This is a genomic window from Streptococcus sp. DD12, assembly GCF_001578885.1.
Classification (GTDB): Bacteria; Bacillota; Bacilli; order Lactobacillales; family Streptococcaceae; genus Streptococcus.
In genome coordinates, this window is record NZ_KQ969495.1 from 851,159 (window position 1) to 875,168 (window position 24,010).

21 protein-coding genes are annotated in these 24,010 nt (G+C 46.0%); 9 read left to right on the forward strand and 12 right to left on the reverse strand.

What is annotated here, in order from left to right; all coding sequences use genetic code 11:
• The first annotated feature begins 52 nt into the window (after nucleotides 1-52).
• The 3 genes from recD2 (at nucleotide 53) to STRDD12_RS03955 (ending at nucleotide 4,173) form a co-directional block, all read left to right on the forward strand.
• Complete coding sequence (gene recD2, locus STRDD12_RS03945) at nucleotides 53-2,455, forward strand: SF1B family DNA helicase RecD2 (protein WP_066915348.1); 2,403 nt, start codon at nucleotides 53-55, stop codon at nucleotides 2,453-2,455.
• 129 nt (nucleotides 2,456-2,584) lie between these two features.
• Nucleotides 2,585-3,331, forward strand: a complete 747-nt coding sequence (locus STRDD12_RS03950) for a DeoR/GlpR family DNA-binding transcription regulator (protein WP_066915350.1) — start codon at nucleotides 2,585-2,587, stop codon at nucleotides 3,329-3,331.
• A gap of 17 nt (nucleotides 3,332-3,348) precedes the next feature.
• Nucleotides 3,349-4,173 carry a Cof-type HAD-IIB family hydrolase gene (locus STRDD12_RS03955; RefSeq protein ID WP_066915352.1) on the forward strand — a complete coding sequence of 275 codons (825 nt, stop codon included), beginning with the start codon at nucleotides 3,349-3,351 and terminating at the stop codon, nucleotides 4,171-4,173.
• 293 nt (nucleotides 4,174-4,466) lie between these two features.
• On the opposite strand, the gene STRDD12_RS03960 is transcribed toward STRDD12_RS03955, so the two are convergent.
• The 3 genes from STRDD12_RS03960 to dinB form a co-directional block, all read right to left on the reverse strand.
• Complete coding sequence (locus STRDD12_RS03960) at nucleotides 4,467-5,921, reverse strand: APC family permease (RefSeq protein WP_066915354.1); 1,455 nt, start codon at nucleotides 5,919-5,921, stop codon at nucleotides 4,467-4,469.
• A gap of 172 nt (nucleotides 5,922-6,093) precedes the next feature.
• Nucleotides 6,094-6,729, reverse strand: a complete 636-nt coding sequence (locus STRDD12_RS03965; RefSeq protein ID WP_066915356.1) for a glucosaminidase domain-containing protein — start codon at nucleotides 6,727-6,729, stop codon at nucleotides 6,094-6,096.
• Nucleotides 6,716-7,864, reverse strand: a complete 1,149-nt coding sequence (gene dinB / locus STRDD12_RS03970) for a DNA polymerase IV (RefSeq protein ID WP_066915358.1) — start codon at nucleotides 7,862-7,864, stop codon at nucleotides 6,716-6,718. Before dinB ends, STRDD12_RS03965 begins: the two co-directional genes overlap by 14 nt.
• A 231-nt stretch (nucleotides 7,865-8,095) precedes the next feature.
• Here dinB and pflB point away from each other — a divergent pair, with 231 nt between their 5' ends.
• The gene (pflB, locus tag STRDD12_RS03975) at nucleotides 8,096-10,408 is read left to right on the forward strand and encodes a formate C-acetyltransferase (protein WP_066915360.1); all 2,313 of its coding nucleotides are present in this window, start codon (nucleotides 8,096-8,098) and stop codon (nucleotides 10,406-10,408) included.
• 94 nt (nucleotides 10,409-10,502) lie between these two features.
• Here pflB and STRDD12_RS03980 read toward each other — a convergent pair whose 3' ends face one another.
• Both STRDD12_RS03980 and STRDD12_RS03985 read right to left on the reverse strand, forming a co-directional pair.
• Nucleotides 10,503-11,450: a serine hydrolase domain-containing protein gene (locus STRDD12_RS03980; RefSeq protein ID WP_197456650.1), complete on the reverse strand. Its 948-nt coding sequence runs from the start codon at nucleotides 11,448-11,450 to the stop codon at nucleotides 10,503-10,505.
• Nucleotides 11,420-12,175 carry a CppA N-terminal domain-containing protein gene (locus STRDD12_RS03985; protein ID WP_066915362.1) on the reverse strand — a complete coding sequence of 252 codons (756 nt, stop codon included), beginning with the start codon at nucleotides 12,173-12,175 and terminating at the stop codon, nucleotides 11,420-11,422. The genes STRDD12_RS03980 and STRDD12_RS03985 overlap by 31 nt, the downstream gene beginning before the upstream one ends.
• A 130-nt stretch (nucleotides 12,176-12,305) precedes the next feature.
• Here STRDD12_RS03985 and STRDD12_RS03990 point away from each other — a divergent pair, with 130 nt between their 5' ends.
• Together STRDD12_RS03990 and STRDD12_RS03995 are read left to right on the forward strand one after the other, a co-directional pair.
• Entirely contained in the window at nucleotides 12,306-13,184 is an 879-nt protein-coding gene (locus STRDD12_RS03990; protein ID WP_066915364.1) for a sulfite exporter TauE/SafE family protein, read from the forward strand.
• Nucleotides 13,185-13,201: 17 nt separating this feature from the next.
• Entirely contained in the window at nucleotides 13,202-13,879 is a 678-nt protein-coding gene (locus STRDD12_RS03995; protein ID WP_066915366.1) for a CPBP family intramembrane glutamic endopeptidase, read from the forward strand.
• 156 nt (nucleotides 13,880-14,035) lie between these two features.
• Here the strand turns inward: STRDD12_RS03995 and gla are convergent, their stop codons facing one another.
• Nucleotides 14,036-14,869 (reverse strand): aquaglyceroporin Gla, encoded by an 834-nt coding sequence (gene gla, locus STRDD12_RS04000; RefSeq protein ID WP_066915367.1) that lies wholly within the window; start codon nucleotides 14,867-14,869, stop codon nucleotides 14,036-14,038.
• A 113-nt stretch (nucleotides 14,870-14,982) separates the two neighbouring features.
• Here gla and STRDD12_RS04005 point away from each other — a divergent pair, with 113 nt between their 5' ends.
• A complete protein-coding gene (locus tag STRDD12_RS04005; protein WP_066915368.1) occupies nucleotides 14,983-17,274 on the forward strand; it encodes a Xaa-Pro dipeptidyl-peptidase in 2,292 nt (763 codons plus the stop codon).
• 56 nt (nucleotides 17,275-17,330) lie between these two features.
• Here the strand turns inward: STRDD12_RS04005 and STRDD12_RS04010 are convergent, their stop codons facing one another.
• Nucleotides 17,331-17,630 carry a YbaB/EbfC family nucleoid-associated protein gene (locus STRDD12_RS04010; protein WP_066915370.1) on the reverse strand — a complete coding sequence of 100 codons (300 nt, stop codon included), beginning with the start codon at nucleotides 17,628-17,630 and terminating at the stop codon, nucleotides 17,331-17,333.
• A 261-nt stretch (nucleotides 17,631-17,891) separates the two neighbouring features.
• Between STRDD12_RS04010 and STRDD12_RS04015 the strand changes: the two genes are divergently transcribed.
• A complete protein-coding gene (locus STRDD12_RS04015; RefSeq protein ID WP_066915372.1) occupies nucleotides 17,892-18,650 on the forward strand; it encodes a CPBP family intramembrane glutamic endopeptidase in 759 nt (252 codons plus the stop codon).
• Between the two features lie 288 nt (nucleotides 18,651-18,938).
• On the forward strand, nucleotides 18,939-19,694 hold the full coding sequence (locus STRDD12_RS04020; protein WP_066915374.1) for a bifunctional hydroxymethylpyrimidine kinase/phosphomethylpyrimidine kinase: 756 nt from the start codon (nucleotides 18,939-18,941) through the stop codon (nucleotides 19,692-19,694).
• A 104-nt stretch (nucleotides 19,695-19,798) separates the two neighbouring features.
• Here STRDD12_RS04020 and STRDD12_RS04025 read toward each other — a convergent pair whose 3' ends face one another.
• From STRDD12_RS04025 to STRDD12_RS04045, 5 genes are all read right to left on the reverse strand, one after another.
• Nucleotides 19,799-20,563: an amino acid ABC transporter ATP-binding protein gene (locus STRDD12_RS04025; protein ID WP_066915376.1), complete on the reverse strand. Its 765-nt coding sequence runs from the start codon at nucleotides 20,561-20,563 to the stop codon at nucleotides 19,799-19,801.
• Nucleotides 20,564-20,587: 24 nt separating this feature from the next.
• Nucleotides 20,588-21,274 (reverse strand): amino acid ABC transporter permease, encoded by a 687-nt coding sequence (locus STRDD12_RS04030; protein ID WP_066915378.1) that lies wholly within the window; start codon nucleotides 21,272-21,274, stop codon nucleotides 20,588-20,590.
• 3 nt (nucleotides 21,275-21,277) lie between these two features.
• Nucleotides 21,278-21,970 (reverse strand): amino acid ABC transporter permease, encoded by a 693-nt coding sequence (locus STRDD12_RS04035; RefSeq protein WP_066915380.1) that lies wholly within the window; start codon nucleotides 21,968-21,970, stop codon nucleotides 21,278-21,280.
• 77 nt (nucleotides 21,971-22,047) lie between these two features.
• Nucleotides 22,048-22,908 (reverse strand): transporter substrate-binding domain-containing protein, encoded by an 861-nt coding sequence (locus STRDD12_RS04040; RefSeq protein ID WP_066915382.1) that lies wholly within the window; start codon nucleotides 22,906-22,908, stop codon nucleotides 22,048-22,050.
• Nucleotides 22,909-22,932: 24 nt separating this feature from the next.
• Nucleotides 22,933-23,931: a uroporphyrinogen decarboxylase family protein gene (locus tag STRDD12_RS04045; RefSeq protein ID WP_066915384.1), complete on the reverse strand. Its 999-nt coding sequence runs from the start codon at nucleotides 23,929-23,931 to the stop codon at nucleotides 22,933-22,935.
• Nucleotides 23,932-24,010: the final 79 nt, after the last annotated feature.

Sequence of the window (24,010 nt, forward strand, 5' to 3'; positions counted from 1 at the left end):
CCAGACACAAGGCTGAAGCATTCGCTCTCAGCCTTTCCTTATGGGGACCATTATGGAAGAAAAATACATTTCCGGTACCGTCGACCGGATTATCTATGAAAATGAACAGAATTACTACAAGGTTTTGTCTGTCTTTATCGAAGATACCGACGCTGACTACGAGGACAGTGACATCACCTTAACAGGCAACTTTGCCCAAATCATGGAAGGGGATAGCTACACGTTTTGGGGCAAGCTCACTCAGCACCCCAAATACGGGCAACAATGGCAGGTGTCCCGATACGAAAAGGTAAAACCCTCCGCATCCGGATTGGTGTCTTACCTCTCTAGTTACCGCTTTAAGGGGATCGGTAAAAAATTGGCGCAACAAATTGTCGACCTCTATGGAGACGAGGCTATTGATGCCATCCTAGAGTCACCAGAGCGTCTAGAAGAAATTTCGGGTCTGCGCCCAAATGTGCGCCAAAGCCTTCTGGCAAGCCTCAAGGAAAACCATGGCAATGCCCAAATTTTAGCTCAGCTAGCCGATTTGGGCCTGTCCAACCAATTAGCTAGCCGGATTTTCGAGCACTATGGTGAAAACAGCTTAGACATTCTGACGGAAAGCCCCTATCAGTTGGTAAGAGATATTGCTGGTGTGTCTTTTCAAGCTGCCGACCGGATTGCACAAGGGCAAGGCATTGATGCGCAGTCAGCCAGTCGCTATCAGGCAGGCTTACTCTATAGCCTGGAACGTCATGCTCAGGAAACTGGCGATACCTATCTGCCAAGCGACCAGCTTTTGACGAAGACCAAAAATTTGTTAGAAAACTTGCGACCAGGCCCTATTAGCCTAGCACATCTCAACGATGAATTAGACAGCATGTTGCTAGAAGAGCTGGTCTACCAAGCAGGGACCGACAAGATTTTCCAAGCCAGTCTCTTTCTAGCCGAAGAAGGCATCGCAAACAGTATCAAACGCCTGCAAAGTCGAAAGCTAGACCCGCCTTTTCAACCCAAAGATATCGGCCGTGAACTTCTCGCCAGAGAACTTGAAAGCGACATGACCTATTCTCCCCAACAAAAAGAAGCCATTAGCCAAGCGCTCAGCCATAAGGTTTTCCTGTTGACGGGTGGGCCAGGTACCGGAAAAACCACGGTCATCAAGGAAATCATCCGACTCTATGAATCCCTCTACCAATTGGATTTGGCCGAAAACAACCCCATTATCCTCTGCGCGCCAACAGGAAGGGCAGCTCGGCGCATGTCCGAAGTCACAGGACTCCCTAGCGCTACCATCCACCGTCATCTAGGCTTGACACTAGAGGACCAAGAAGATGACGACCTTTCAACGGAACTAGACTGTCGTCTTCTCATCATTGATGAATTTTCCATGGTGGATACCTGGCTCGCCAATCAACTCTTTCGTGCTTTGCCAATCACCTGCCAAGTCATCATTGTCGGAGACAGTGACCAGCTCCCATCCGTCGGCCCCGGCCAAGTCCTATCCGACCTCCTGCAAGTACCCAACCTCCCTCAGGTCCGTCTAGAAAGCATTTTTCGACAGGCAGATGATTCGACCATTATCCCTCTAGCCAATGCGATTCGTCAGGGGATTATCCCAGACGATTTGACGCAGGTCAAAGGTGACCGTTCCTATTTCGAGGTAAATGACAGCCAGATGGCCGCCACCATCGGAGGGATCGTTACTTTAGCCATCAAGAAAGGCTTTCAAAGCACAGACATCCAAATTTTAGCCCCTATGTATCGCGGTCCTGCCGGTATTGACGCTCTTAACCAGCATATGCAAGCGCTCTTAAACCCCAAGGACAAGCAAGACGAGTTCGCCTACAAAGATTGTATTTATCGTACAGGCGACAGGGTGATTCACCTCATTAACGACGCCGAAAACGATGTCTTTAACGGTGATTTGGGACGGATTATCGACCTCATCCCAGCCAAAGCGAGCGATTCAAAACAAGATGAACTGGTTATCGCTTTTGAAGCCAGTCAAGTGACTTTCCCTCGCAATGACTGGGGGAGGATTCGCCTGGCTTATGCCATGAGTATCCACAAATCGCAGGGGAGTGAGTTTCCTGTGATTATCCTGCCTTTGACCTTATCCAGCTCAAGGATGCTCCGACGCAATCTCGTTTATACAGCGATTACTCGGGCCAAAAGTAAGCTCATTCTGCTGGGGGACTACCGTGCCTTTACACAAGCCATCCAATACGAAGGCGACAAACGCCGAACCTATCTCATCGAACGCTTCACTCAAACTGGCGACCAAACCACGGCCACTCAGCCCTCGGCTAAGTATACCAGCCCAGCAAAGGGGGAGGCTTCTCCTGCACCACAAGAGCCAACAAGCACCGAAGGGGCTGACAAGCATCGCCTCACTCCTGAAAATTACCTAAGCATCGACCCCTTGGTGGGACTATCTGAGGCCGATATTCAAATCTTCTTTACGGATTGAGAAAACACGCACTTTTAAGCGTGTTTTTCTTGTTATTTTCTATTTTTTGATAAAACCACTTAAATACACTTATAAACGCTTGTATTCCATTAAACCCTGTGATATATTAGAGCTATAAAGGAGGTCAGCATGTATCAGGAACAACGACTTAGCGAACTATTGGACCTATTAAGCCAAAGAGGGCAATTGTCCGCAAAGGAAATGGTAGCCCATTTTCAGGTGTCGCCGGACACTATCCGACGGGATTTTGCTCTTTTAGCGCAACGTGGACTGGCTCAGCGTACCCACGGAGGGCTCATCCCATGCGAGCAAGAGCAAAGCATCTTATCCTTTGAGGAGCGCAATCGCCAACTCACCAAGGCAAAAAGGCAGATGGCCCAAAAGGCCTACGAGCTCATCCGTCCAGACCAACTGCTCTTTTTGGATGTCTCAACGACTATCCTGCCATTAGCACAAATCTTGGACAAACCCTGCACCGTCTACTCTCATTCACTAGACAACGCCTTGGTGCTCAGCGGCAAGCCTGACATTGATTTTCACCTCATTGGCGGAAAATTTTACACTAAAAACCGCTTTTACTACAGCCCCCAAGACAGCGACCTCCTCAAAAACATGACAACCTCTATCGCCTTTTTTGGGGCCGCTAGCTTGAACAAGGGCCAAGTCTGTTATGAAGACCTAGAAGATGTAGCCGTCAAACAGGCGATTCTCGCCCAGGCACAAACCAAGGTTCTCCTAGCAGAGACCAACAAGTGGGACAAAACTTCCAAATATATCTTAGACGACCTTTCAGCCTTTGACTATTGGATTTGCGAGCAAAAACCCGCTCAGGACATCTTAGACCAATTACCCCAAGAACTAAGGCTTATTTACTAATACAAGGAGGACAGGAAATGGCACAAGCAAAGGTTCAACTCATTATCAGCGATATTGACGGGACTATTTTAAATGACCAGCATCAGGTAGACAGCCAGTTGCGAGATGAGATGCCCTACCTGGCTCAAGCCCGTGTTCCCTTTGTCCTAGCATCTGCTCGGTCTCCACAGGGGATGGCGCCAATCGCACATGATTTAGGGCTCAGCCAGCAACCGCTAGCCTGCTACAACGGAGCGCTCGTCATCACGGGTGAGCCAAACAATTACCAGACCATCCTCCAACACCCAATAGACCCAACCGAATGCCAGAGCCTAATCGCTCTGCTTCGCAAACAGTTCCCAAAAGTCTCTATCAACCTCTATGCTGGTAGTCGCTGGATTATTGAAAAAAAGAACAAATGGTCTGATGGGGAAGCCCAAATCACTGGGGAAAAGCCTCATATCCAGTCATTTTCAAGTTTTTTTGCGCAAAAAGAAGCTTGCCATAAGCTCTTGCTCATCGCAAAACCAAGCCTTATCCAAGAATTGCTCAGAACACTCGAAAGTCAAACCTTTCATAAGATTGCCTTCTATCTCTCTAAAGACAACTACCTAGAAGTCACCGCCAAACATGTTTCTAAGGAAAATGCCCTGATGGAACTGGCCAACTATTACCAGACCCCACTCGAACAAGTCATGACCATTGGTGACAACTACAATGATATCCCTATGCTAAAAATGGCCGGTCTTGGTATCGCCATGGGCAATGCTCCTCAGGACGTCAAAAAACATGCCAAAATCGTCACCAAAACTAACAACGACCATGGCGTCGCCCATGCCGTTGAAGATTATGTCCTGATCTAAATCCCTCTTACAAAAAAACCACTTCTAGACCAGATAACACCTTACCCTAGTCCAGAAGTGGTTTTTCTATCGCTCATAGCATTTTAGTCTCTGACTTATCCTGACCAGTTCCATGACCGCTAGAATGGTCACCCCAATGGCTAAAGACATGCTCCAAGTGTCAAAGGCCAAAAAGTTTGTAAACCGCAAGAGGCATAAAAAAAGGGGTCACCCCCTTTTTTCTTCTATCAGGCATCAGCCCTCAAAACTGGGACAACTAGCCTAGCTATTTTATAAGGCCTTATCACTGTAGTTTAGCCCTCTTTTGCCAATCGTCTTTGCTCTCTGCGTGCAGACCATGGTAGAAGCAAGCCGAGACCAATCAGGATAAATGGTGTGATGATATTGGTAATCAAGGAGAACCACCACTCAGTAGGGGCTTGTGCAAAGTCCACCTGAGGAGCCATCCCCAAGATACAAGCAAAGGCGGTAAAGAGGAAGCCCCAAGCACCGACTGCCACCCCTAATTTAGGGTTCTTAATGTAGATATATTCTGCATTTTTGTAGCGGTCCCATTGGCGATACAAGAGAATAAAGGACACAAATACCCACAGGTAACACATTGGGGTAACAATGGCATTAAGGTTGGTCATCCAACGCACCAAGCCATCAATTTCTTTCAGACCAAAGAGCGGTAGGGAAATCAAGATAGCTACCAAGCCCCCTGTCAGGAGGTAACCATTGATGAGGATACCTGATTTTGTCCGTTTCCGCAACCAAGCAGGAATGTAGTTTGCATCTGCGCTACCCAAGAAAATTTGCAGGGGCGCATCGATAGAGATAGCCAAAACGGCTGCTTGTCCAATCAGTTCTGAGATAGCGTAGACAATCATCAAGATATTGCCCAAGCCCCAATCACGTCCTAAAACAGCAAAAGCTTGATAAGCACCGTTACGCATGAGGTCACTTGGGATGTTATTGCCGTCAAAGAGCATTCCCATGGCGATAGAACCAAAGATGGCACAAGTACCCACCATGACAGCCATGGCAATCATGGCTAAAGGAAAGCGCTTGGCAGGATTTTTCACCTTAGAAATATAAGGCGAAATGGATTCAGCCCCACCGACAGAGAAAATCAACAGCGCTATCGTGGTAAAGTAAGAAAAGTCAAGACGGGGAATATAGGTTGACACTTGGTCCATATGCGCGGTCGCCAACTGCAAATCAGGTTTAATGAAGGGGAGCCCAACCGCCAAGAGAATAAAGAGGATGGACATGACCAACATAGAGCCACCTGCCAAAGACCCAAAGAACTTCAAAGCCTTCAGCCCCTTAGTGGATAAAAAGAGTAAAAAGGCAAAGATAACCAGACCCAGCCCGACAATCATGGGCATGGACATGTTAGAGAGAATGTTGCCATTTCCCTGGAAAACCCAGCCCAGAGAAATCAAAATCCGCTGAGGTTTTTGTGCCAAGTAGGGAATCTGTACTGCCCAATAAGTCCAAGCTGCCAAGTAGGCCAACTGCTTAGTCGACGTATGCTTGACCCAATCGCTGACACCCCCTTCACTGTCCTTAAAGGTAGAGCCGAGCTGGCCAACCATCAAGGTATACGGAATGAAATAAATCAGCATGATGACAATCCATGACGTCACGACAACAATCCCTTGTTGGGCAAAATTGACGACGACATTTCCTAAGCCCCAAACCATATTGAAGGCAATCAAGGAAATCATCATCCAACTAAGTTGTTTGGAATCTTTTTCCATAAGACATCTCCTCCGATAATAGGCCTTTTGGAAGGTTCATAAATGTGTACATTCCAAAAGAGTAAACTTTTTTCGACTTCATTATACCATGAGGCCCCTTTTATAGAAAGCGCTTTCTGTTGTTTTTTTAAAATTTTTTTCCATGAAAAAATCTCCCAGATAGCTGAGAGATTTAGGCTGATTTTGTCACCCACCAAGAGGGGACAAAAGTCTTATCAAACAGGGTCAAACCGTAGGCCTTGATGATGCGATTCAGCTTGCTATTGTAGCTGGTATCTGTAGCGTAGACACCAGTCAAAGCCTTTGTGGCATCCTGGTAAGTCTTGGCATGAGCCCTGTGGACCCCACGGTAATTTGGCCAATCTAAAAAGGCCGCATAATCCGAAAAAGCATTGGCAGGAGCCCCATAAGATTTGAAGTCTGCTTGGACTTCATAGGCCTTTCCTGTCCCATCGTCTTCCCAGGTCCAATACTTCACGGCTTGTCCTTTGTAGGCCCCCTTAATCCCAAAGTAATTATAGGCAGGGGCTTTAGACAACTTGGACTGACCACTGTCAGACTCTAAGACAGCCTGAGCTATCATGACAGAGGTGTAGAGGTCATTTTTTTCAGCGATGCCTTGGGCAGGATAGATGATTTGTTTGATAAAAGCCAAGCGTGTTTGTCTCGCCTTTTCTGCTTCACTAAGCGACTTTTTAACCAGAGACTGGCTGACCGCCTGATAGAGAATACCTGCGCAAAGGCAAATCACCAGGCCAAACGTGAGCCAAGACCAGATGGCAGGCCGTGATTTTCTATGAGATGTCATGTTTACTTCCTTTCTCTTTTGTAGAAGACAAGTCCTGCGCTTGCCAAATGGTTAGCTGCTGCTCGCCCTCATTTTCAAGCCCAGATAGGGTCACCCCCAAAAGCCTGACCCCGATAGGATTTTCTTCTAAAGAATCATACAAGTGATAGACTTTCTTTTCAATTAAGCCTTGATCCTGACTGGCTTGGTCTAGCTGCAGGCGCTTGGTCAAGGTTGAAAAATCCCCATAACGGACTTTTAAGACGATGACCCTGCCGAGCATGTGCTGTAAGGCCAGGCTAGTAGTCACTTTTTGAACCAACTTGGTCAGCTCCGCCTTAATATCGTCTTCCTCATAGAGTAATTTTCCATAAGTCCGTTCACTCCCTAGAGATTTTCGAACACGGTCGGGGCGCACAGGGCTATTATTGATACCCCTGGCTTTCCGATAGAGGTCAAACCCAAAACGACCAAACTGGTCAATCAAATCTACCTCAGACCAGGTCTGCAAATCGGCCCCCGTGTAAATGCCCAATTGGTGCAGACGTTCCACTGACCGCTTGCCTACTCCGTGAATTTTCTCCACAGGTAACTGAGCAACAAAAGACTGGGCTTCATCAGGTAAGATGAGTGTCAAACCCGCTGGTTTTTGAAAATCCGAGGCCAACTTGGCCAATAATTTATTATAAGATACCCCAGCTGAACAAGTCAGTTGCTCTTCTCGCCAAATGTCCTCTTGAATCATGCGGGCAATTTTAATCGCCGAGCCAATCCCTAGCTTGTTGTCTGTGACATCTAGATAGGCCTCATCAATGGACATGGGTTCCACCAAATCCGTATAACGTTTAAAAATCTCACGAATGCGGTGCCCAATCTTGCGGTATTTTTGGTAATCTCCCGCAACAAAAATCAGTTGCGGACAACGTTCTAGCGCCTCCTTGGTAGTCATGGCTGAATGAATTCCAAACCGTCTGGCTGCATAATTGGCTGTCGAAACAACACCACGACCGCCCGTCTTTCGAGGGTCAGCCCCGATAACTAGGGGCTTGCCTTTGAGGGCAGGCTGATCGCGCTCTTCCACTGCGGCAAAAAAGGCATCCATGTCAATGTGGATAATCTTGCGAGAGGTATCATTTAAAAGAGGAAACTCAAGCATCCTGTCCTCCTTTCAGCCGAGTTATTGTTACATTATACCTCATTTTTAGCAAAATATCTGAAAAACAGTTTCTAGTACAGTTGCTTTTTTCTTTATTCTGTATTAGCATAGAATTCCGATTATTTGCGTTTTTTTCTTGTTGAAAACGATTTCTTTATGGTATTATATCCTTGTAAATGTAACAGAGTTCATTTATTCACTTTGTCTGTTACTAGAAATAAGGAGTTTATTATGGCAACTGTCAAAACCAACACCGATGTTTTCGAAAAAGCTTGGGAAGGCTTTAAAGGCACTGACTGGAAGGAAAAAGCTAGTGTTTCTCGCTTTGTTCAGGCCAACTATACCCCATATGACGGCGATGAAAGCTTCCTCGCTGGACCAACTGAACGCTCACTAAAGATTAAAAAAATCGTTGACGAAACCAAAGCTGGCTATGAAGCACAAGGACGTTTCCCAATGGACACACGTCCAGCATCTATCGCTGGTATCCCAGCTGGCTATATTTCTAAGGAAGACGAACTCATCTATGGTATCCAAAATGATGAACTCTTCAAATTGAACTTCATGCCAAAAGGTGGTATCCGGATGGCAGAAACAGCTTTGAAAGAACATGGTTATGAACCAGACCCAGCTGTTCATGAAATCTTCACAAAATACGTGACAACTGTTAATGACGGTATCTTCCGTGCTTACACATCAAACATCCGTCGTGCCCGTCACGCCCACACCGTAACTGGTTTGCCAGATGCTTACTCTCGTGGCCGTATCATCGGGGTTTATGCCCGTCTTGCCCTTTATGGTGCCGACTACTTGATGCAAGAAAAAGTGAACGACTGGAACGCTATCAAGGAAATCGACGAAGAAACCATTCGTCTGCGTGAAGAAGTTAACTTGCAATACCAAGCCCTTCAAGAAGTGGTTGCCCTTGGTGACCTTTATGGCGTAGATGTGCGTCGTCCAGCCTACGATACCAAAGAAGCTATCCAATGGACTAACATCGCCTTTATGGCAGTCTGCCGTGTCATCAACGGTGCGGCTACTTCTCTTGGACGTGTGCCAATCGTACTTGACGTTTATGCAGAACGTGACTTGGCTCGTGGTACTTACACCGAGTCAGAAATTCAAGAATTCGTAGATGACTTCGTTATGAAACTCCGTACAGTGAAATTCGCTCGTACCAAAGCTTATGACGAACTTTACTCAGGTGACCCAACCTTCATCACTACTTCAATGGCTGGTATGGGAGCAGACGGTCGTCACCGTGTTACCAAGATGGACTTCCGTTTCTTGAACACTTTGGACAACATTGGTAACTCTCCAGAACCAAACTTGACCGTTCTTTGGACAGACAAATTACCATATGCCTTCCGTCGCTACTGTATGTCTATGTCACACAAACACTCTTCTATCCAATACGAAGGGGTAACAACCATGGCCAAAGATGGCTACGGTGAAATGAGCTGTATCTCATGCTGTGTGTCTCCACTTGACCCAGAAAACGAAGAACAACGTCACAACATCCAATACTTTGGCGCACGTGTTAACGTCTTGAAAGCTCTCTTGACTGGTCTTAACGGTGGTTACGACGATGTGCATAAAGACTACAAGGTCTTTGACATCGACCCAATCCGTGACGAAGTCCTTGACTTTGACACTGTTAAAGCTAACTTTGAAAAATCTCTTGACTGGTTGACTGACACTTACGTAGATGCCCTTAACATCATCCACTACATGACAGACAAGTACAACTACGAAGCTGTTCAAATGGCCTTCTTGCCAACCAAACAACGGGCCAACATGGGATTTGGTATCTGTGGTTTTGCCAACACAGTTGATACCTTGTCAGCTATCAAATACGCTACAGTTAAACCTATCCGTGACGAAGATGGCTACATCTACGACTATGAAACCATCGGTGACTACCCACGTTGGGGTGAAGATGACCCTCGTTCTAACGAATTGGCAGAATGGTTGATTGAAGCTTACACCACTCGTCTACGTAGCCACAAACTCTACAAAGACGCTGAAGCAACCGTTTCACTGCTTACCATCACTTCTAACGTGGCTTACTCTAAACAAACTGGTAACTCTCCAGTCCACAAAGGGGTCTACCTCAACGAAGATGGTTCTGTGAACTTGTCTAAATTGGAATTCTTCTCACCAGGTGCCAACCCATCTAACAAAGCCAAAGGTGGCTGGTTGCAAAACTTGAACTCATTGGCAAGCCTTGACTTTGGTTATGCTGCTGATGGTATCTCATTGACTACTCAAGTTTCACCACGTGCCCTTGGTAAAACGCGTGACGAACAAGTTGATAACTTGGTAACAATCCTAGATGGTTACTTTGAAAACGGTGGTCAACACGTTAACTTGAACGTTATGGACTTGAACGACGTTTACGAAAAAATCATGGCAGGTGAAGACGTTATCGTTCGTATCTCTGGATACTGTGTCAACACCAAATACCTCACTCCAGAACAAAAAACTGAATTGACCCAACGTGTCTTCCACGAAGTGCTTTCAATGGATGATGCCTTGAGCTAAGACAGATAAACCGAAAACCGGCCCAGGAGGCTGGTTTTTTCTTACCAAAATGCCGATACTAAAAAAGGTTGGACAAGAATGTCCAGCCTTTTTGCTAGGATGTTTTTTTCAAATTATGCCAGATGAGGTGGATAAGGCTGTCTCTGTCTTTAATCCACTGCGCCCGTTCATCTTTCCAATAGGTCCGGTTGCTGAGAAAAATAACGGCCTGTTGGCTGTGACGATTGGCCATGACAAAGGTTCCCGTATAGCCCGTATGCAAAATCCAGTCACCTGCCAAATCCCAGGCTAAGGATCTCTCCTTGCTGTCCTGGCTATAGTTTTGCCAGAGGGGTTTGGTCCAGTCTTCTGTCAGGAGGTGCTGGCAATAGTTTTCCAGATCTTTTAGCCCTGAAAAAAGACCTGCTGAAGCCGTATGCTTCCCCAAGACTTTTGCTTTAGGGTCGTGAACGATTCCCGCGCGACTGCCTGCTTGGGTCACCACAGCTTCAGCGACAGGGCCATAGCCTGTCTCTGTCATCTGCCAAGGGGCAAAAACCCTTTGGTCAAACAAGCGGTCTAAGGGCTCTTGGTAGATTTCTTCTAACAAAAAGCCAAGCAGTAAAAAGTTCACATCAGTATAGCGAAAGTGCTTATCCTCTGTCACCGTGAGAGTTTCGATGGCTTGCTTGAGTTCCGTCGCATCCAACTGATCCCGATTGGGAATAAAAGGGTCTATGCCCGAGGTATGGGTCAGAAGTTGCCGGATGGTCACCGTGCTGTCTTGCCATTTGGGATAGAGGGCATGCAAGGGTTGGTCGAGGCCAAACCGCCCCTCCTGTAAGGCTTGCAAAGCAAGAGTCCCAGTCCCAATTACCTTGGTAACACTAGCAAGGTCATAGGTTAAGCCGGCCACCACAGGCTGCTTCTCATCTTGATAGCCTAAATAACGTTCTAGCCACTTCCCCTTGTCATAGATGGCCAGACTGGCTCCAGGATAGGTCTTTTCGCTGATTTGTTGACTGATTTTGTCTAGTATTTGTCTGGGTATTTGCTCAACCATATCTCAATCCCGCTAGGATCCTTCAACATAAGGAAATTCGCTTTTTTATCCAAGTAGACCTCGTTACTAATTGATTTTGCTGCCAAATAGAGGCCAGCTAAGTCCATTACTTGAGGAACAGAAAAAGACAAGACAGCCAAATCACGAGTTTCATCATTCGCTACTAAGAGATCTTGTCCCTCTTGCTGGTGAAACTGAAGCTTCAGAGGCGCCAAGAGACCAAAGAGTTTTTGATAAAATTGCTCAGAGCGCTCTACTTGAGGGCTGTTGATGTCCACACCGCTAAAGGCTACCGTCTCTAATCCTTTAAAATCAGCCTGTAGCGCAGTGTCCTCCTCCAAGTGAGAAAGAGGACTCAGACTCTCTATTTCCGACTCAGAATGAAGCAAGAAAGTATCCCCTTGTGGCGAAATCACCTTAAAGGCGTAACCTGCCTGACCCTTGTATAGGTCAACAGCCGTCTCCTGCCTTAACAGCAGTTGCAGCAAGTCGTCTTGTGCTGTCCGAATACTGGTCAAGGCATGTTTTTTAGGGCCTATGACATCCCGGTTATCAAGGTAGTCTGGGGATTCTTCGATAACTAAATAAGGAGCTGTCCCCTCTTGACCTGCCATGACCGCTATGGCATTTTCTTCTCGTAACAGACGTAAACCTAGTGCTTTTTGGCAAAAGGCAATCGTGGCATCCCGATCGGCAACCTTGTAGTAAATAGCATGTGTCTTCATCACTTTCTCCTTTTCGTGAACAACTTGGTTTTAGTGTATCGTAAAGCGCTAGCTTTGACAAGTTATTATGTGCTCGCCTCCTAAAAAGTCTGACTTTTCAGGCCTTTCTACTTATGGTAGAATAAGTAACATGGAAACATTTATTTTACATGGCATCCAGGTCATCCTGCTCCTTGGCATGGCAGGCTTACTGCTTTTGATGACTTGGCATCTCTATCGCCATCGGATTAACCCTTTTAAACGCTTTGCCACTGGTTTTTGGATTGGTCTCATCACAGACCTTTTAGACACCATGGGAATCGGTTCTTTTGCGACGACGACAACCTTCTATAAGATGACCCATCTGGTAGATGACGACCGCAAGATTCCAGGGACTATGAACGCTATTCACGCTATCCCTGTCCTCTTACAGGCCTTTTGTTTTATCACGGTGGTTAAGGTCGAAGCCTCTACCTTGATTCCCATGGCTATTGCTTCTTTTATCGGAGCTTTGGTTGGTCCTCTTTTGACCAAAAACTGGAATACCTCTACCATTCAGAGAATTTTGGGAAGCTTGCTTATTTTAGCGGCTATTTTCATCGTCTATCGCCTAATTTTCAACCCCGGTAGTGACAATTCCACTGCCATCCATGGCTTATCTGGGATTTGGTTAGTGATTGGTATCCTATATAATTTCATTATTGGCATACTCATGACACTTGGTCTAGGCAATTACGCGCCTGAACTGATCTTTTTCTCACTTATGGGATTAAGTCCTGCCATTGCCATGCCTGTCATGATGCTGGATGCGGCAATGATTATGACAGCTTCTGCAACCCAGTTTATCAGAGAAAAACGTGTGGCCTGGGAAGGCTCTGCGGGTATGATTCTCGGTGGCATCATTGGGGTTTTGATTGCGGTCCGCTTTCTCACTAGTTTAAATCTCAATGTCCTCAAACAATTTGTCGTATTAATTGTACTCTTTACAGGTGGGATGATGATTCGTGCCTCCTTTAAATCCACAGACTAAAGAAACGGAGTCCCCTTATGACACAGATCAAAAAAGTGGCAGGTAAACTGGGAGAAGCCCTTGTCATCTGCTTTGCTGACTTAGCTTTGCAATTGCTATTGGGCATTTTCTTAGGCTACAATGCCCAGATGAAAAAAGGTTTTAGCCCTTTTCAATCCTGGTCCTATCTTCTAATCACCTTAATCGCGATTTTCTTACTCTACCAATTTGCCCTCAAGCGAGGATTTTTGACCGGCTACCGTAAAGACCGCCTCCATAACAAGGCCTACTGGCTCGGATTTCTCAGTCTCTATGCTTGGGCTATCTTGAGTAGCCTCCTTTTTAGTCTTATCGGCCAACAAAGCACCAACAATCAAATCACTGTCGATAGCCTGGTCAACCAATTGCCTCTCTTGGTCACCACAAGTTTTGTGGTCATCTCAGGCCCCTTCTGTGAAGAACTCCTTTGCCGTCAATGGCTCTTTTCGTGCTTGAAAAAGCGTCCCAAGTTAGCTATCGTTTTGTCTGCTTTACTCTTTGGGGGCATCCACATGGCTTCGGGCTTTGAACCGCTTAGTTACCTGCTCTACACCGGGATGGGAGCCATTCTTGCCTTTGTCTATTATAAAACCAACTACTCCTTTAAAACCGTTTTGTGGACACATATGAGCTGGAATGCCCTAAGCATTCTAACCCTTGTCCTCAGCCAATCTTAACCCCTGACTAGCAAAGGAGAATTCCTCTGCTAGTTTTTTTAGACCTTAACAGAAGAGGACTGACGCTAGGGACAATGGACTCAGTAGCTTCTCGCATCAAGAAAAACCTTTCTAAGCAAAAGAAAAAGACCCAAGGGGTCTTTTTTGATGATTTGATTAGCCAAGCATAGCTTGTTTTAAAAGCACCGCACAGATAGCAGCCAAGATTGGTGCTACGACAGGTACCCAAGCATACCACCATTCAGATGAACCTTTGTGCTCACCCAAGATTGACTCAGGCAAGAAGTGGTGCAAGAGACGGGGACCAAAGTCACGCGCAGGGTTGAGGGCTGGACCAGTTGGGCCACCAAAGCTAGTTACCAGTACCATAACCAAGAAACCAAGGGCCAAATGCGCTACAGCAAGAGAACCTGCGGCATTGCTTGCTGCAACCACCATGTCTTTTCCGTAAACCGCAACATATTGTGATTGTTGGTTTACAGCACTAGCGCCAAAGTAAGCGCTAGTCATCATCACAGCTCCAAAGAAGAGGATGAATGAACCAAAGAACTCGTTAAGGAAACCGTTGACCAATTTCCCTTTGCGGTCTTTTTCAGCATTATCAGTAGTGGCAAATGAAGCCAAGATAGCTTCTGGATTTTTTGTCTTTTGATAGTAAGGGCGATATACGGCAACAACAACGGCTTGACCAACGATGGCTCCCAAAAGTTGTGCGGCGATGTAAGGTGCGACTTGCGCCCATGAGAAGGCGCCGCCTACAGCCAAACCGATGGTAAAGGCTGGGTTGATGTGGTTACCAGAGATGTTTCCAAACATGAGCGCTGGAATCATAACCCCCATACCGTAACCAATAGCGATGGTCAACCAACCGCTGGCATGCCCTTTGGTTCCTTTCAATTCAACGTTTGCAACTGCACCGTTTCCTAGCATCAGCAAGATAGCTGTTCCCAAGAACTCAGACAGGTATTGTACCCAAGATTCAACTTGCATGGTGTCCTATTTCCTCCAATAAAATAATTTTAGACAAAGACTATTTTAACAGGTATAATGAGGAATGTAAACCACTCTTTTATAAAAATTCGAAAACCTAGGAGGTCTGGCAAATGCGCTACAATGTTTTTTCCTACATTCCAACCCATTCCCAAAAAGCCAATGAAGAACTGGTAGGCTTGGGCTTTGCGTCCCAAGAAGGGCTGACTGAGAAATCTCTCTTTTTCGCCTATCTAAATCACATCCTCCAACTCGATGGCAAGGACCAGGCTTTGGGCTTTGGCGACTGGCTAGCCACTGACTGTCAAGACGCCTGGGACTTCTTTCAGAGCGACGCTCCTTTGACAGATGAGGTCTTTACAACGATTGCTTTGCAACTCCTCGGATTCGTCCCTGGCCTGGACTACAAAGACCTCAAGCAATTCCGAGAAAAAATGGCTTTTCCTATTGATTTTGCTAGTGAAGGGCTTGTGCTGGCCTTCTATCATTTGCTTAATAGCCGAACAGTGCGTGGCAATCTTTTAGTAGATGAGTTGGTGGCAAATGGCCTTATTCCCCTTAGCAACCAGCCTGTCTTTTTCAATGACAAACTCCTCGCCAGCTACGATACCAAGGACTTGGTTAGAGAAATGGTCTATGTTCAGACACCTGTAAGGAGTGAAGGCAGTGACCAAGCCGAGCGTGTGAAAGTTCTGGTCATTCGGCCAAGACAAGCTAGCCAACTGCCAACGGTGATGACTGCTAGCCCCTATCACATGGGAACCAACGACAAGGCTAGCGATGACTGCCTGCACAAGATGGCGGGTAGCTTAACCGTTAAAAAGGCCGGTCTTATTCAGACAAACTTGCCTGACTGGCCAGTTCAAGAGAGCCCCCAAGTCACTGTCAGCAAGGCCAAGCCAGCCACAGAGCACTTCTACGACACGGACACTTACACCCTCAATGATTATTTTCTGGCCCGAGGCATGGCCAACCTCTACGTCTCTGGCATTGGAACGGCTGGCTCACAAGGCTTCATGACCACCGGGGATGCCAAACAAGTGGCTTCATTTAAGGCAGTCATTGATTGGCTCAATGGGCGTGCTACCGCCTATAGCCAGAAAATCGGAGGACACCCTGTTTTGGCAGACTGGGCCAATGGTCGGGTTGTGACCACTGGAAAATCCTACCTAGGGACCTTATCAACCGCTCTGGCAACAACCGGTGTCAAAGGCCTAGAGGCTATCATCGCAGAGTCAGCTATCTCCTCTTGGTATGATTACTACCGGGAAAATGGTCTGGTGAAGAGTCCCGGGGGCTACCCTGGCGAAGACCTAGACACCTTGACTGCTCTCACCTATTCCCGCAGTCTGGTTGCCGGAGACTTCCTCAAGCAAAAAACAAACTATGAAAAACTTCTCAAAGACCAACAGGCTCAGCTAGACCGTCAAACAGGCGACTACAGCCAATTTTGGGCTGACCGTAACTACCGGCCTTTTGCCAAAAATGTGTCCTGCTTGGCCATTTATACCCACGGTCTCCAAGATTGGAACGTGGCTCCCAAACAAGTCTACGACATTTTTAATGCCTTACCAGATGGCCTTGAAAAGCATGCCTTCTTGCACCATGGGGAACACGTCTATCTCAATAACTGGCAGTCTATTGACTTCAAGGAAACCATGAATGCCCTCTTGGCACAACGCTTAGTTAATGGTAAAAAAAGCGCATTGGCCCTAGCTCCTGTCCTTTGGCAGGATAATCAAGCAGAGCAAAGCTGGCAAAGCCTTGACCAATTTGGTGGACAAGAGACCTACGACCTAACTTTAGGGGCAGGTCAAGTAACCATTGCCAATGCCTATCCACAGGAGGCCTTTAAGCGCTATGATGGACAGTTCCGTGAGTTCAAGTCAGACCTCTTTAGCGGAAAAATCACCGAGCAAGCTGTCACCCTACCGTTAACCATTGAAAAAGACCTCCTCTTAAACGGAAAGGCGCAACTGAAACTTCGTCTATCTAGCGACCAAGCCATCGGTCTCTTATCCGTCCAACTGCTCCATGTCGGCAAACAAAAGCGCTTTGGCGACATCCCTACAAACGTCCAACTCAATGCTATCGACAACGGCCGGCATTTCAAAAAAGAGGCTCTAAAAGAGTTGCCATTTAAACCCACTAATGAGCGCGTGATGACCAAAGGCCACCTCAATCTTCAAAATCGTGAAGGCTTGTTAAGCATCCAAGACATCATCCCTCAAAAAGAGATGACCATCAACTTGGAGTTGGAACCTACCATCTACCGCTTAAAAGCAGGAGACCAACTCGCTCTCATTCTCTATACCACAGATTTCGAACACACGGTCAGGGATAACCAAAACTATCACTTGACCCTCGACCTGGATCAAGCCACACTCCATCTTCCTATTACCTAAAACATACTAAAAAGCCTGCCCTCGCCTTAAGAGGAACAGGCTTTTTAATTTGTCACTTAGAAGGGCAATTTCCCTGCAAAGGCCCCCAAAGTCTTTTGGGTTGCTTCATCAATCTGTGCTATCGCATCATTGATGGCTTGAGTGGTCATATCTTGTAAGGTTTCGATATCTTCTGGGTCTACGACAGCCTCGGCATAGCTAATGTCGACCAGCTTTTTATCACCTGTAAAGGTTACCACTACCAAGTCTTGGGCAGATTTTCCCACAAAACGACTGGCACTGAGTTCAGCTTGCTTTTGCTCCATTTGTTTTTGCAATTTTTGGGCCTGCTTCATCATGTTTTGCATATTCATCATAAGATTATTAAAGTTCCTTTCTGAGTTAGGGCTTCCCCTAAATTTTCTCAATGCCTTATTTTACCTTATTTTCAACTATTCGCAAAGCAAAACCAGTTTTGCCAAGACTCCTAGCAAAACCAATGGTGAAAATTCTTTTTAAGGTTTTTACGTATTTAAGCTTATTTTATAAAAGGCTTGTTATGATAGTCCCATCGTTAAAGGAGTTTTTCTTCTATCCGCTCCATGTATATGACATATTTTTAGAAATGAGGCTTTTTAATGTCTGCTTTTATTCGTCCCAAGGAACCCCTAAAATACCTCAAATGGTACGATATCCTGATTGTCACTGTCATCATGTTTGGTCAATTTATCGTTCGGTCAACGGAACTCTATCTCCAAACCATTGGGGTAATCGCCACACAGGCTGTTACGACCACAGCAAGCACTAGCACAGATACAGCATCTAGCGGTGCAGCCTATTCCAGTAATTTGAGTTTGCAGGTCTCACTCTTAGCCATCGCCTTTTTATACCTGTGGTTGAGACATTTCGATTTTAAACAACTGCAAATCAAGCTCAAGTGGTCTGTTCTCTTTTGGGTGCCGGCTATCTTTATCATCGTTGGCCTCCTAGGAGACCTTGTCTCTACCCTGTCAGGGACATACAATTATTTCAGCCCAGATGTCTTGCGTTATGTCAGCCTGACAGCTATCTTGCCGAAGTTTTTAGCCCTATCTCCTATGGCTATCATCTATGGTTTGCTCAATGGTTTTTATGAAGAGTTCTTCTTCCTAGGGCTTTTGACCTCTGTCAAGGACAAACACAAATGGTGGGTCCTGCTCTACTCTACCATCATTCGGGTATCCTTCCACACCTACCAAGGTATGCTTTGGGCCTTGACGATTGGTGTCCTCTTTGGGCTCATCTACTACTTCCTCTACAAGTTCAAGGTGAAAAATCTGTTGCCATTCTTCTTGGCACATGCCCTCTTTGATATGTTTGGGTCTTCGCTGATTTATCTTTTGGTTAACTGGCAATAGCAAGCTAGCAAACAGCTGTTCTTACGGAATGGCTGTTTTTTTCAACCTATCCCCCTAGATGAATTTTTGATAACCCGTTATCACTGACAGTAATAGCCCTTTGCTTCCATAAGGGCTCAAGCCTTTATCCCCTGTGCATTTTACGAGTCAGGCCCTCCAGCCCTATTTGTTACCTCCTTATTTATTTTAGGTAACATTTTACCTGGACGCGCAAAAAAATCTCCCCATTTTCTGAAAAATAGCCTATACTAGAGCTAAGCGTTTCTTATCGCTGAGAAAGGAGAGTTTATGACACATCACAATATTTTAGCCCTATCTGGTAATGACATTTTCAGTGGTGGGGGCCTTCACGCCGATTTAGCCACCTATGCCGTCAACCAACTACACGGTTTTCTTGCCGTCAGCTGTCTGACCGCCTTAACAGATAAAGGCTTTGAAGTCATTCCGATTGAAAAAGATATCTTTAAAAAACAATTAGATAGCCTCAAAGACGTGCCTTTTTCTGCCATCAAACTCGGTCTCCTGCCTACAGTGGACAGTGTTGACCTTGCCTTGGACTTTATCAAAGACCACAAAGATGTCCCTTTGATTTTAGACCCTGTCTTGGTCTGTAAAGAAGACCACGATGTGGAAGTCAATGCACTGCGTGACGAGCTCTTGAAATTGTTCCCTTACGCAACCATCGTCACCCCTAACCTGCCTGAAGCCGAGTTGTTAACACAAAAACAGATAACAAGTCTTGACGAGGTCAAAGCAGCTGCCAAAGAACTTCATGCCCTCGGTGCGCAAACTGTTGTCATCAAAGGAGGCAACCGGCTAGACAAAAACAAGGCCTTTGACGTCTTTTACGATGGCAAAGATTTCACCATCCTAGAAGGCCCTGTCTACCCACAAAATAATACCGGTGCAGGCTGTACTTTTGCCTCTAGTATTGCCAGCCAAATCGTGCTTGGTAAAACACCCGCAGAAGCTGTCCGCTACTCCAAAGACTACGTTGCCCAAGCCATCCAAAAATCTGATGACTATGGTGTCCTACAATTTTAAGCCCCTGTCAAATCAGACTTAGGCCTCATCACACAAACAAAAACACTTCTGATACACCCTCTAAAGGTAAAACAGAAGTGTTTTTTTGTCTCAAGAGATACTTTTTAAATGACGTACTCAACGCTATAGGACTCATCAGACAGCAAGCGTGACAAAAACTGTCTGGTGCGGGCTTCCTGAGGACGCGCAAAGAAGTCTTTGGGGTTGTTTTCCTCTACGATGACGCCTCCATCCATAAAGACCACCTGAGTAGCAACCTCACGCGCAAAAGACATCTCATGGGTCACCACCACCATGGTTACCCCTTCTTCTGCCAGTTGCTTGAGGACATTTAAGACGTCACCCACGAGTTCAGGGTCTAGCGCTGAGGTGGGTTCATCTAGGAGAATCACCTCCGGCTTAACGGCTATCGCCCGGGCAATCCCTATGCGCTGTTGCTGACCGCCAGATAGTTGTGACGGGTAGTAATCCGCATAGTCCAGCAGACCAACCTTGGCTAGGGCCTCTTGGGCCAATTGGCGGGCCTCCTCCTTGGGGATTTTCCGTGCGACCACAAGGCCTTCGAGGATATTTTCAAGGGCTGTTTTATTGGCAAACAGGTTGTAATGCTGAAAAACAAAGGCTGTCTTTTGGCGAATGTCCAGAATATCCTTTTTACTCAGTTTTTCAAGGTCATAAGTTCGCCCACCTAGAGTCAGTTGCCCTTGATTTGCCTTTTCTAAATGGTTCAAACAGCGTAAGAAAGTTGTTTTCCCTGAACCAGACGGCCCTAGGATAACCACAACATCTCCTTGCTTGACCTGTAGACTGACATCTTTTAAGACCTGATGGTCGTCAAACCGTTTAGCAATATGCGAAACTTCTAACATAACAAACTCCTCTTTCTAGACAACTTAGGCAAGGGTGTAGCGTTGTTCAAGCCAGCGAAAAATGACTTGAATCACCCCACAGATAATGAGATACAAGATAAATATCACCAAATATGATTCGAAATAGTGATAGCCATAGGAGGCCTCTACCCGGGCGATGGCCGTGATATCTTTAATGGTCATCACAAAGACCAGAGAGGTTCCTTTGACAATATTAATAACTAAGTTACACAGATTGGGCAGAGCTGACCTTAGGGCCTGCGGAAAAATAATTCGCGTGTAAGCCTGACGATTGGTCAACCCAATGGCTTGCGCTGCCTCTAACTGCCCCTTATCGACGGTTAAAATAGCTGAACGTAGGATTTCTGCCAGCGTTCCCGTTGTCATTAAGCTATAAATAATGAAAGCATAATAGATGGGGTTTAAGGCAAAGACATCCACGCGACTGCCGATGCTCTTGAAAAAGTTATTTAACAAGCTGGGAAACAGGCTGTAAAAGAACAAAATCAAGAGAATCGGTGGCGTCGCTCGAATGAAGGACAAATAAATCACTGAAAAGGTTTTGACCCCAGGCAGGCGATAAATTTGACCCAAAGCGAGAAAGAGAGCTGGAAAAAAACTGAGTAGGAGGGCTACCAGCATGATCAACAAGGTAGTTGGCACCCCACCCAAAGTCAACAGAAAGGTTTTCCAAATATAGGCAATATCCATGGTCTAATTTCCCCTTCCTTGCAAAGATTTTTCTAAAACTTGCGCTATTAGCGAAATGCCTAAGGCTACCGCCCAGTAAAGCAGAGCAACCGCCGCATAAGTTTCCAAGGAATAATTTCCCAAATGGCGACTAATCAACAGATTTCCCGCTCCCATGACATCCACAAAACCAATGGTATAAGCTAGCGCCGCATCCCGCATCAGGTTCAAGATGGCAGACGTCAGATTGGGTAAAGCGATGCGAAAGGCCTGTGGCAGGACGATACGCCACAAGGTCTGACCGGCTGTCAAACCAATACTCAGCCCAGCCTCTGTCTGTCCCTTAGGGATAGCCAAGTAGGCCGATTTGAAAACCTCTGAGACGATTGCTGCAAAAAGCAAGGTCATCGTAATAAGAACAAAGATGAACTTAGACCAGTGGTTGACATCAATGCCTAACCACCAGTTGAGCAAGGCAGGTAAGCCATAAAAAACCAGAAACAAGAGAACAATCGGAGGGGTACACCGCAATGTGAACACATAAGCACGCGCCATGCCCGAAAACGTCTTGTCTTCTGCAACCTGAGCCCAGGTGATGACCAGCCCTAACAATGAGCCAAGGACAGTTGTTGCCAGCATGATGAATAAAGTCATCGGTAGGGCTTGAATCAGGTCTGGCAAAAAAGTAAATACCTTAGCGAGGTTGAAAGAAACCATATGTCCTCCTTACTGAAGTGACGTCGTGACCGAGCCTCTCAGCTCGTCAAAACACAAAAAGTCCCAAGGACTTTTGCTTACTTGTCAACGTAGTCAAAAACATTTTCCCCAAAATATTTTTGAGAGAGTTTTTTGAGGGTGCCATCTTTTTCCAATTCTTTGATGGCCTTATCATAAGCCTTAGAAAAGGCTTCCCCTTTGCTATCACGGTGGATAAGAGGATAAGTTGGAATACCTTTATAAGCAAACCAAGTCAACTTATCTGCATATTGATGGTAAGACCCATCCTTATCCTGAACAGCTTTTTCATAGGATAATTTAATGTCAAAGTAGGCATCGTAGCGCCCTTCTAAAACCCAAGCATAGGCATCAGAGACACTAAAAGATTCCGCTGCAGTCAGGTCAATTTGTTGGTTGGGGTGTTCTTTGTTGTAGTCTGTGATAACGTTCCATTGGGCATTTTGCGGAGAAATTGGCACCAATTTTCCTTTAGCCTTGGCAAAATCATCGATACTTTTATATTTGTCGGCATCGTCCTTACGAATGGTAAAACCAATAATACTTGCTCCGATGGCTTCTTTTGGAATGATGAATTTTTTCGCCCGTTCGTCAGTGTACCAAGCACCTTTGACCCCGATGTTGTACTTGCCAGACTCCAAACCAATCAATAAATCGTCATCACTAGTGCCTGTGTACTCAAACTGATAGTCTGGTAATTTTTTATCAATTTCTTTGAGAACAGCCACTTCATAGCCGTCTGATTCCCCTTTTTCATTGACATAATCATAAGGGACATAGTTTTGCGTGTGCGCCACTTTTAAGGTGGTGACCTTCTGACTGTTGGCAGCTGTATGTTGCGTTAAACTGCGTCCAGCCACCGCTGCACCAATGACTGCGACTGCTACCAAACCACCAATAATCCATTTTTTCTTTGCCATAATTTTCTCCTCCTTCATTTTCCTTTAGGCCTGCGCGACTTCTCTCACCCATGCAATCCGTTCATGGGCAATGTCACTCGGGATCGTACAATCCGCACCAATCACCAGACCTTGCCCCCCTGCTTCTTCGATGAGACGACGGGTTTCTGCTTGGATAGCCTCTTTGCTTCCGGTATAAAGGAGACCATCCGTACCATTTTCAAAACCGCCTAGGACGGTCTTGCCACCAAAGATTTGACGGCCTTCTTGAAGGCTAATGCCCTCAGGTCCGACAGCCCAGTTAATCACTTGTGCAGGATAATCGGCAAAGAGGTGGATATCATTGCGAGCCCCCTCATAGCCACAAATATGAAGCACATTGATCCCATCGAGGGCATTTACGGCCTCTAAAACAGCGATTTCACTTGGAGCGATAATCTCTTTGTAAAGCTCCGCAGTCACACGAGGGTCTTGCACACTTTGAACGCTCAGGTAAATACCATCGGCGCCCCCTTCTTGGATAATCCGACGACTCAAGTCAGCGATATCTTGGCTGATTGTGTCCAAGACCTTTTTCAGGACAGCTTTATCTTCTTGAAGAAAGTCTGCCAGGCGATCATCTCCACCAGAAACATGGGCAATGAGCCATTTAAAATAGGTTGCTGGTGCAAAAATATTGTAAATCGCTACAATATCCTCTGTAAAGCCTGCCTTGATTTGTTTTACCAAATCCACCTGCTCGCTAATCCAAGGATGGTCTGCCCCCAAAGGTTGGATAGCCGCTAAATCATGGACAGTCTTTGCGGTTTTAATGGCCGGATTTGGATAAGCAAAATAACCATCGCTCATCAGCTTGATAAAGTCTGGTTGCACATCTGCCAAAAAGGCAGCATGCCCTGACAGATTTTTTTGAATAATAGTAGGGTTAGAAAAGCCCTCTAACCATTCATCCGGGTTGGTAAAATGGTGCCAGAATCCTACTGGTACGCGGTCAACTGCTTGGCCTTTAAAGGCTGATAAAACCCATTCTCTTTTTGAAGTCATACGTAAATCTCCTTAATGTTTTCTTGCTTACCACTATACCATCCCCCAAAAAACTTGCCTAATCTTTATTTGTGATGAC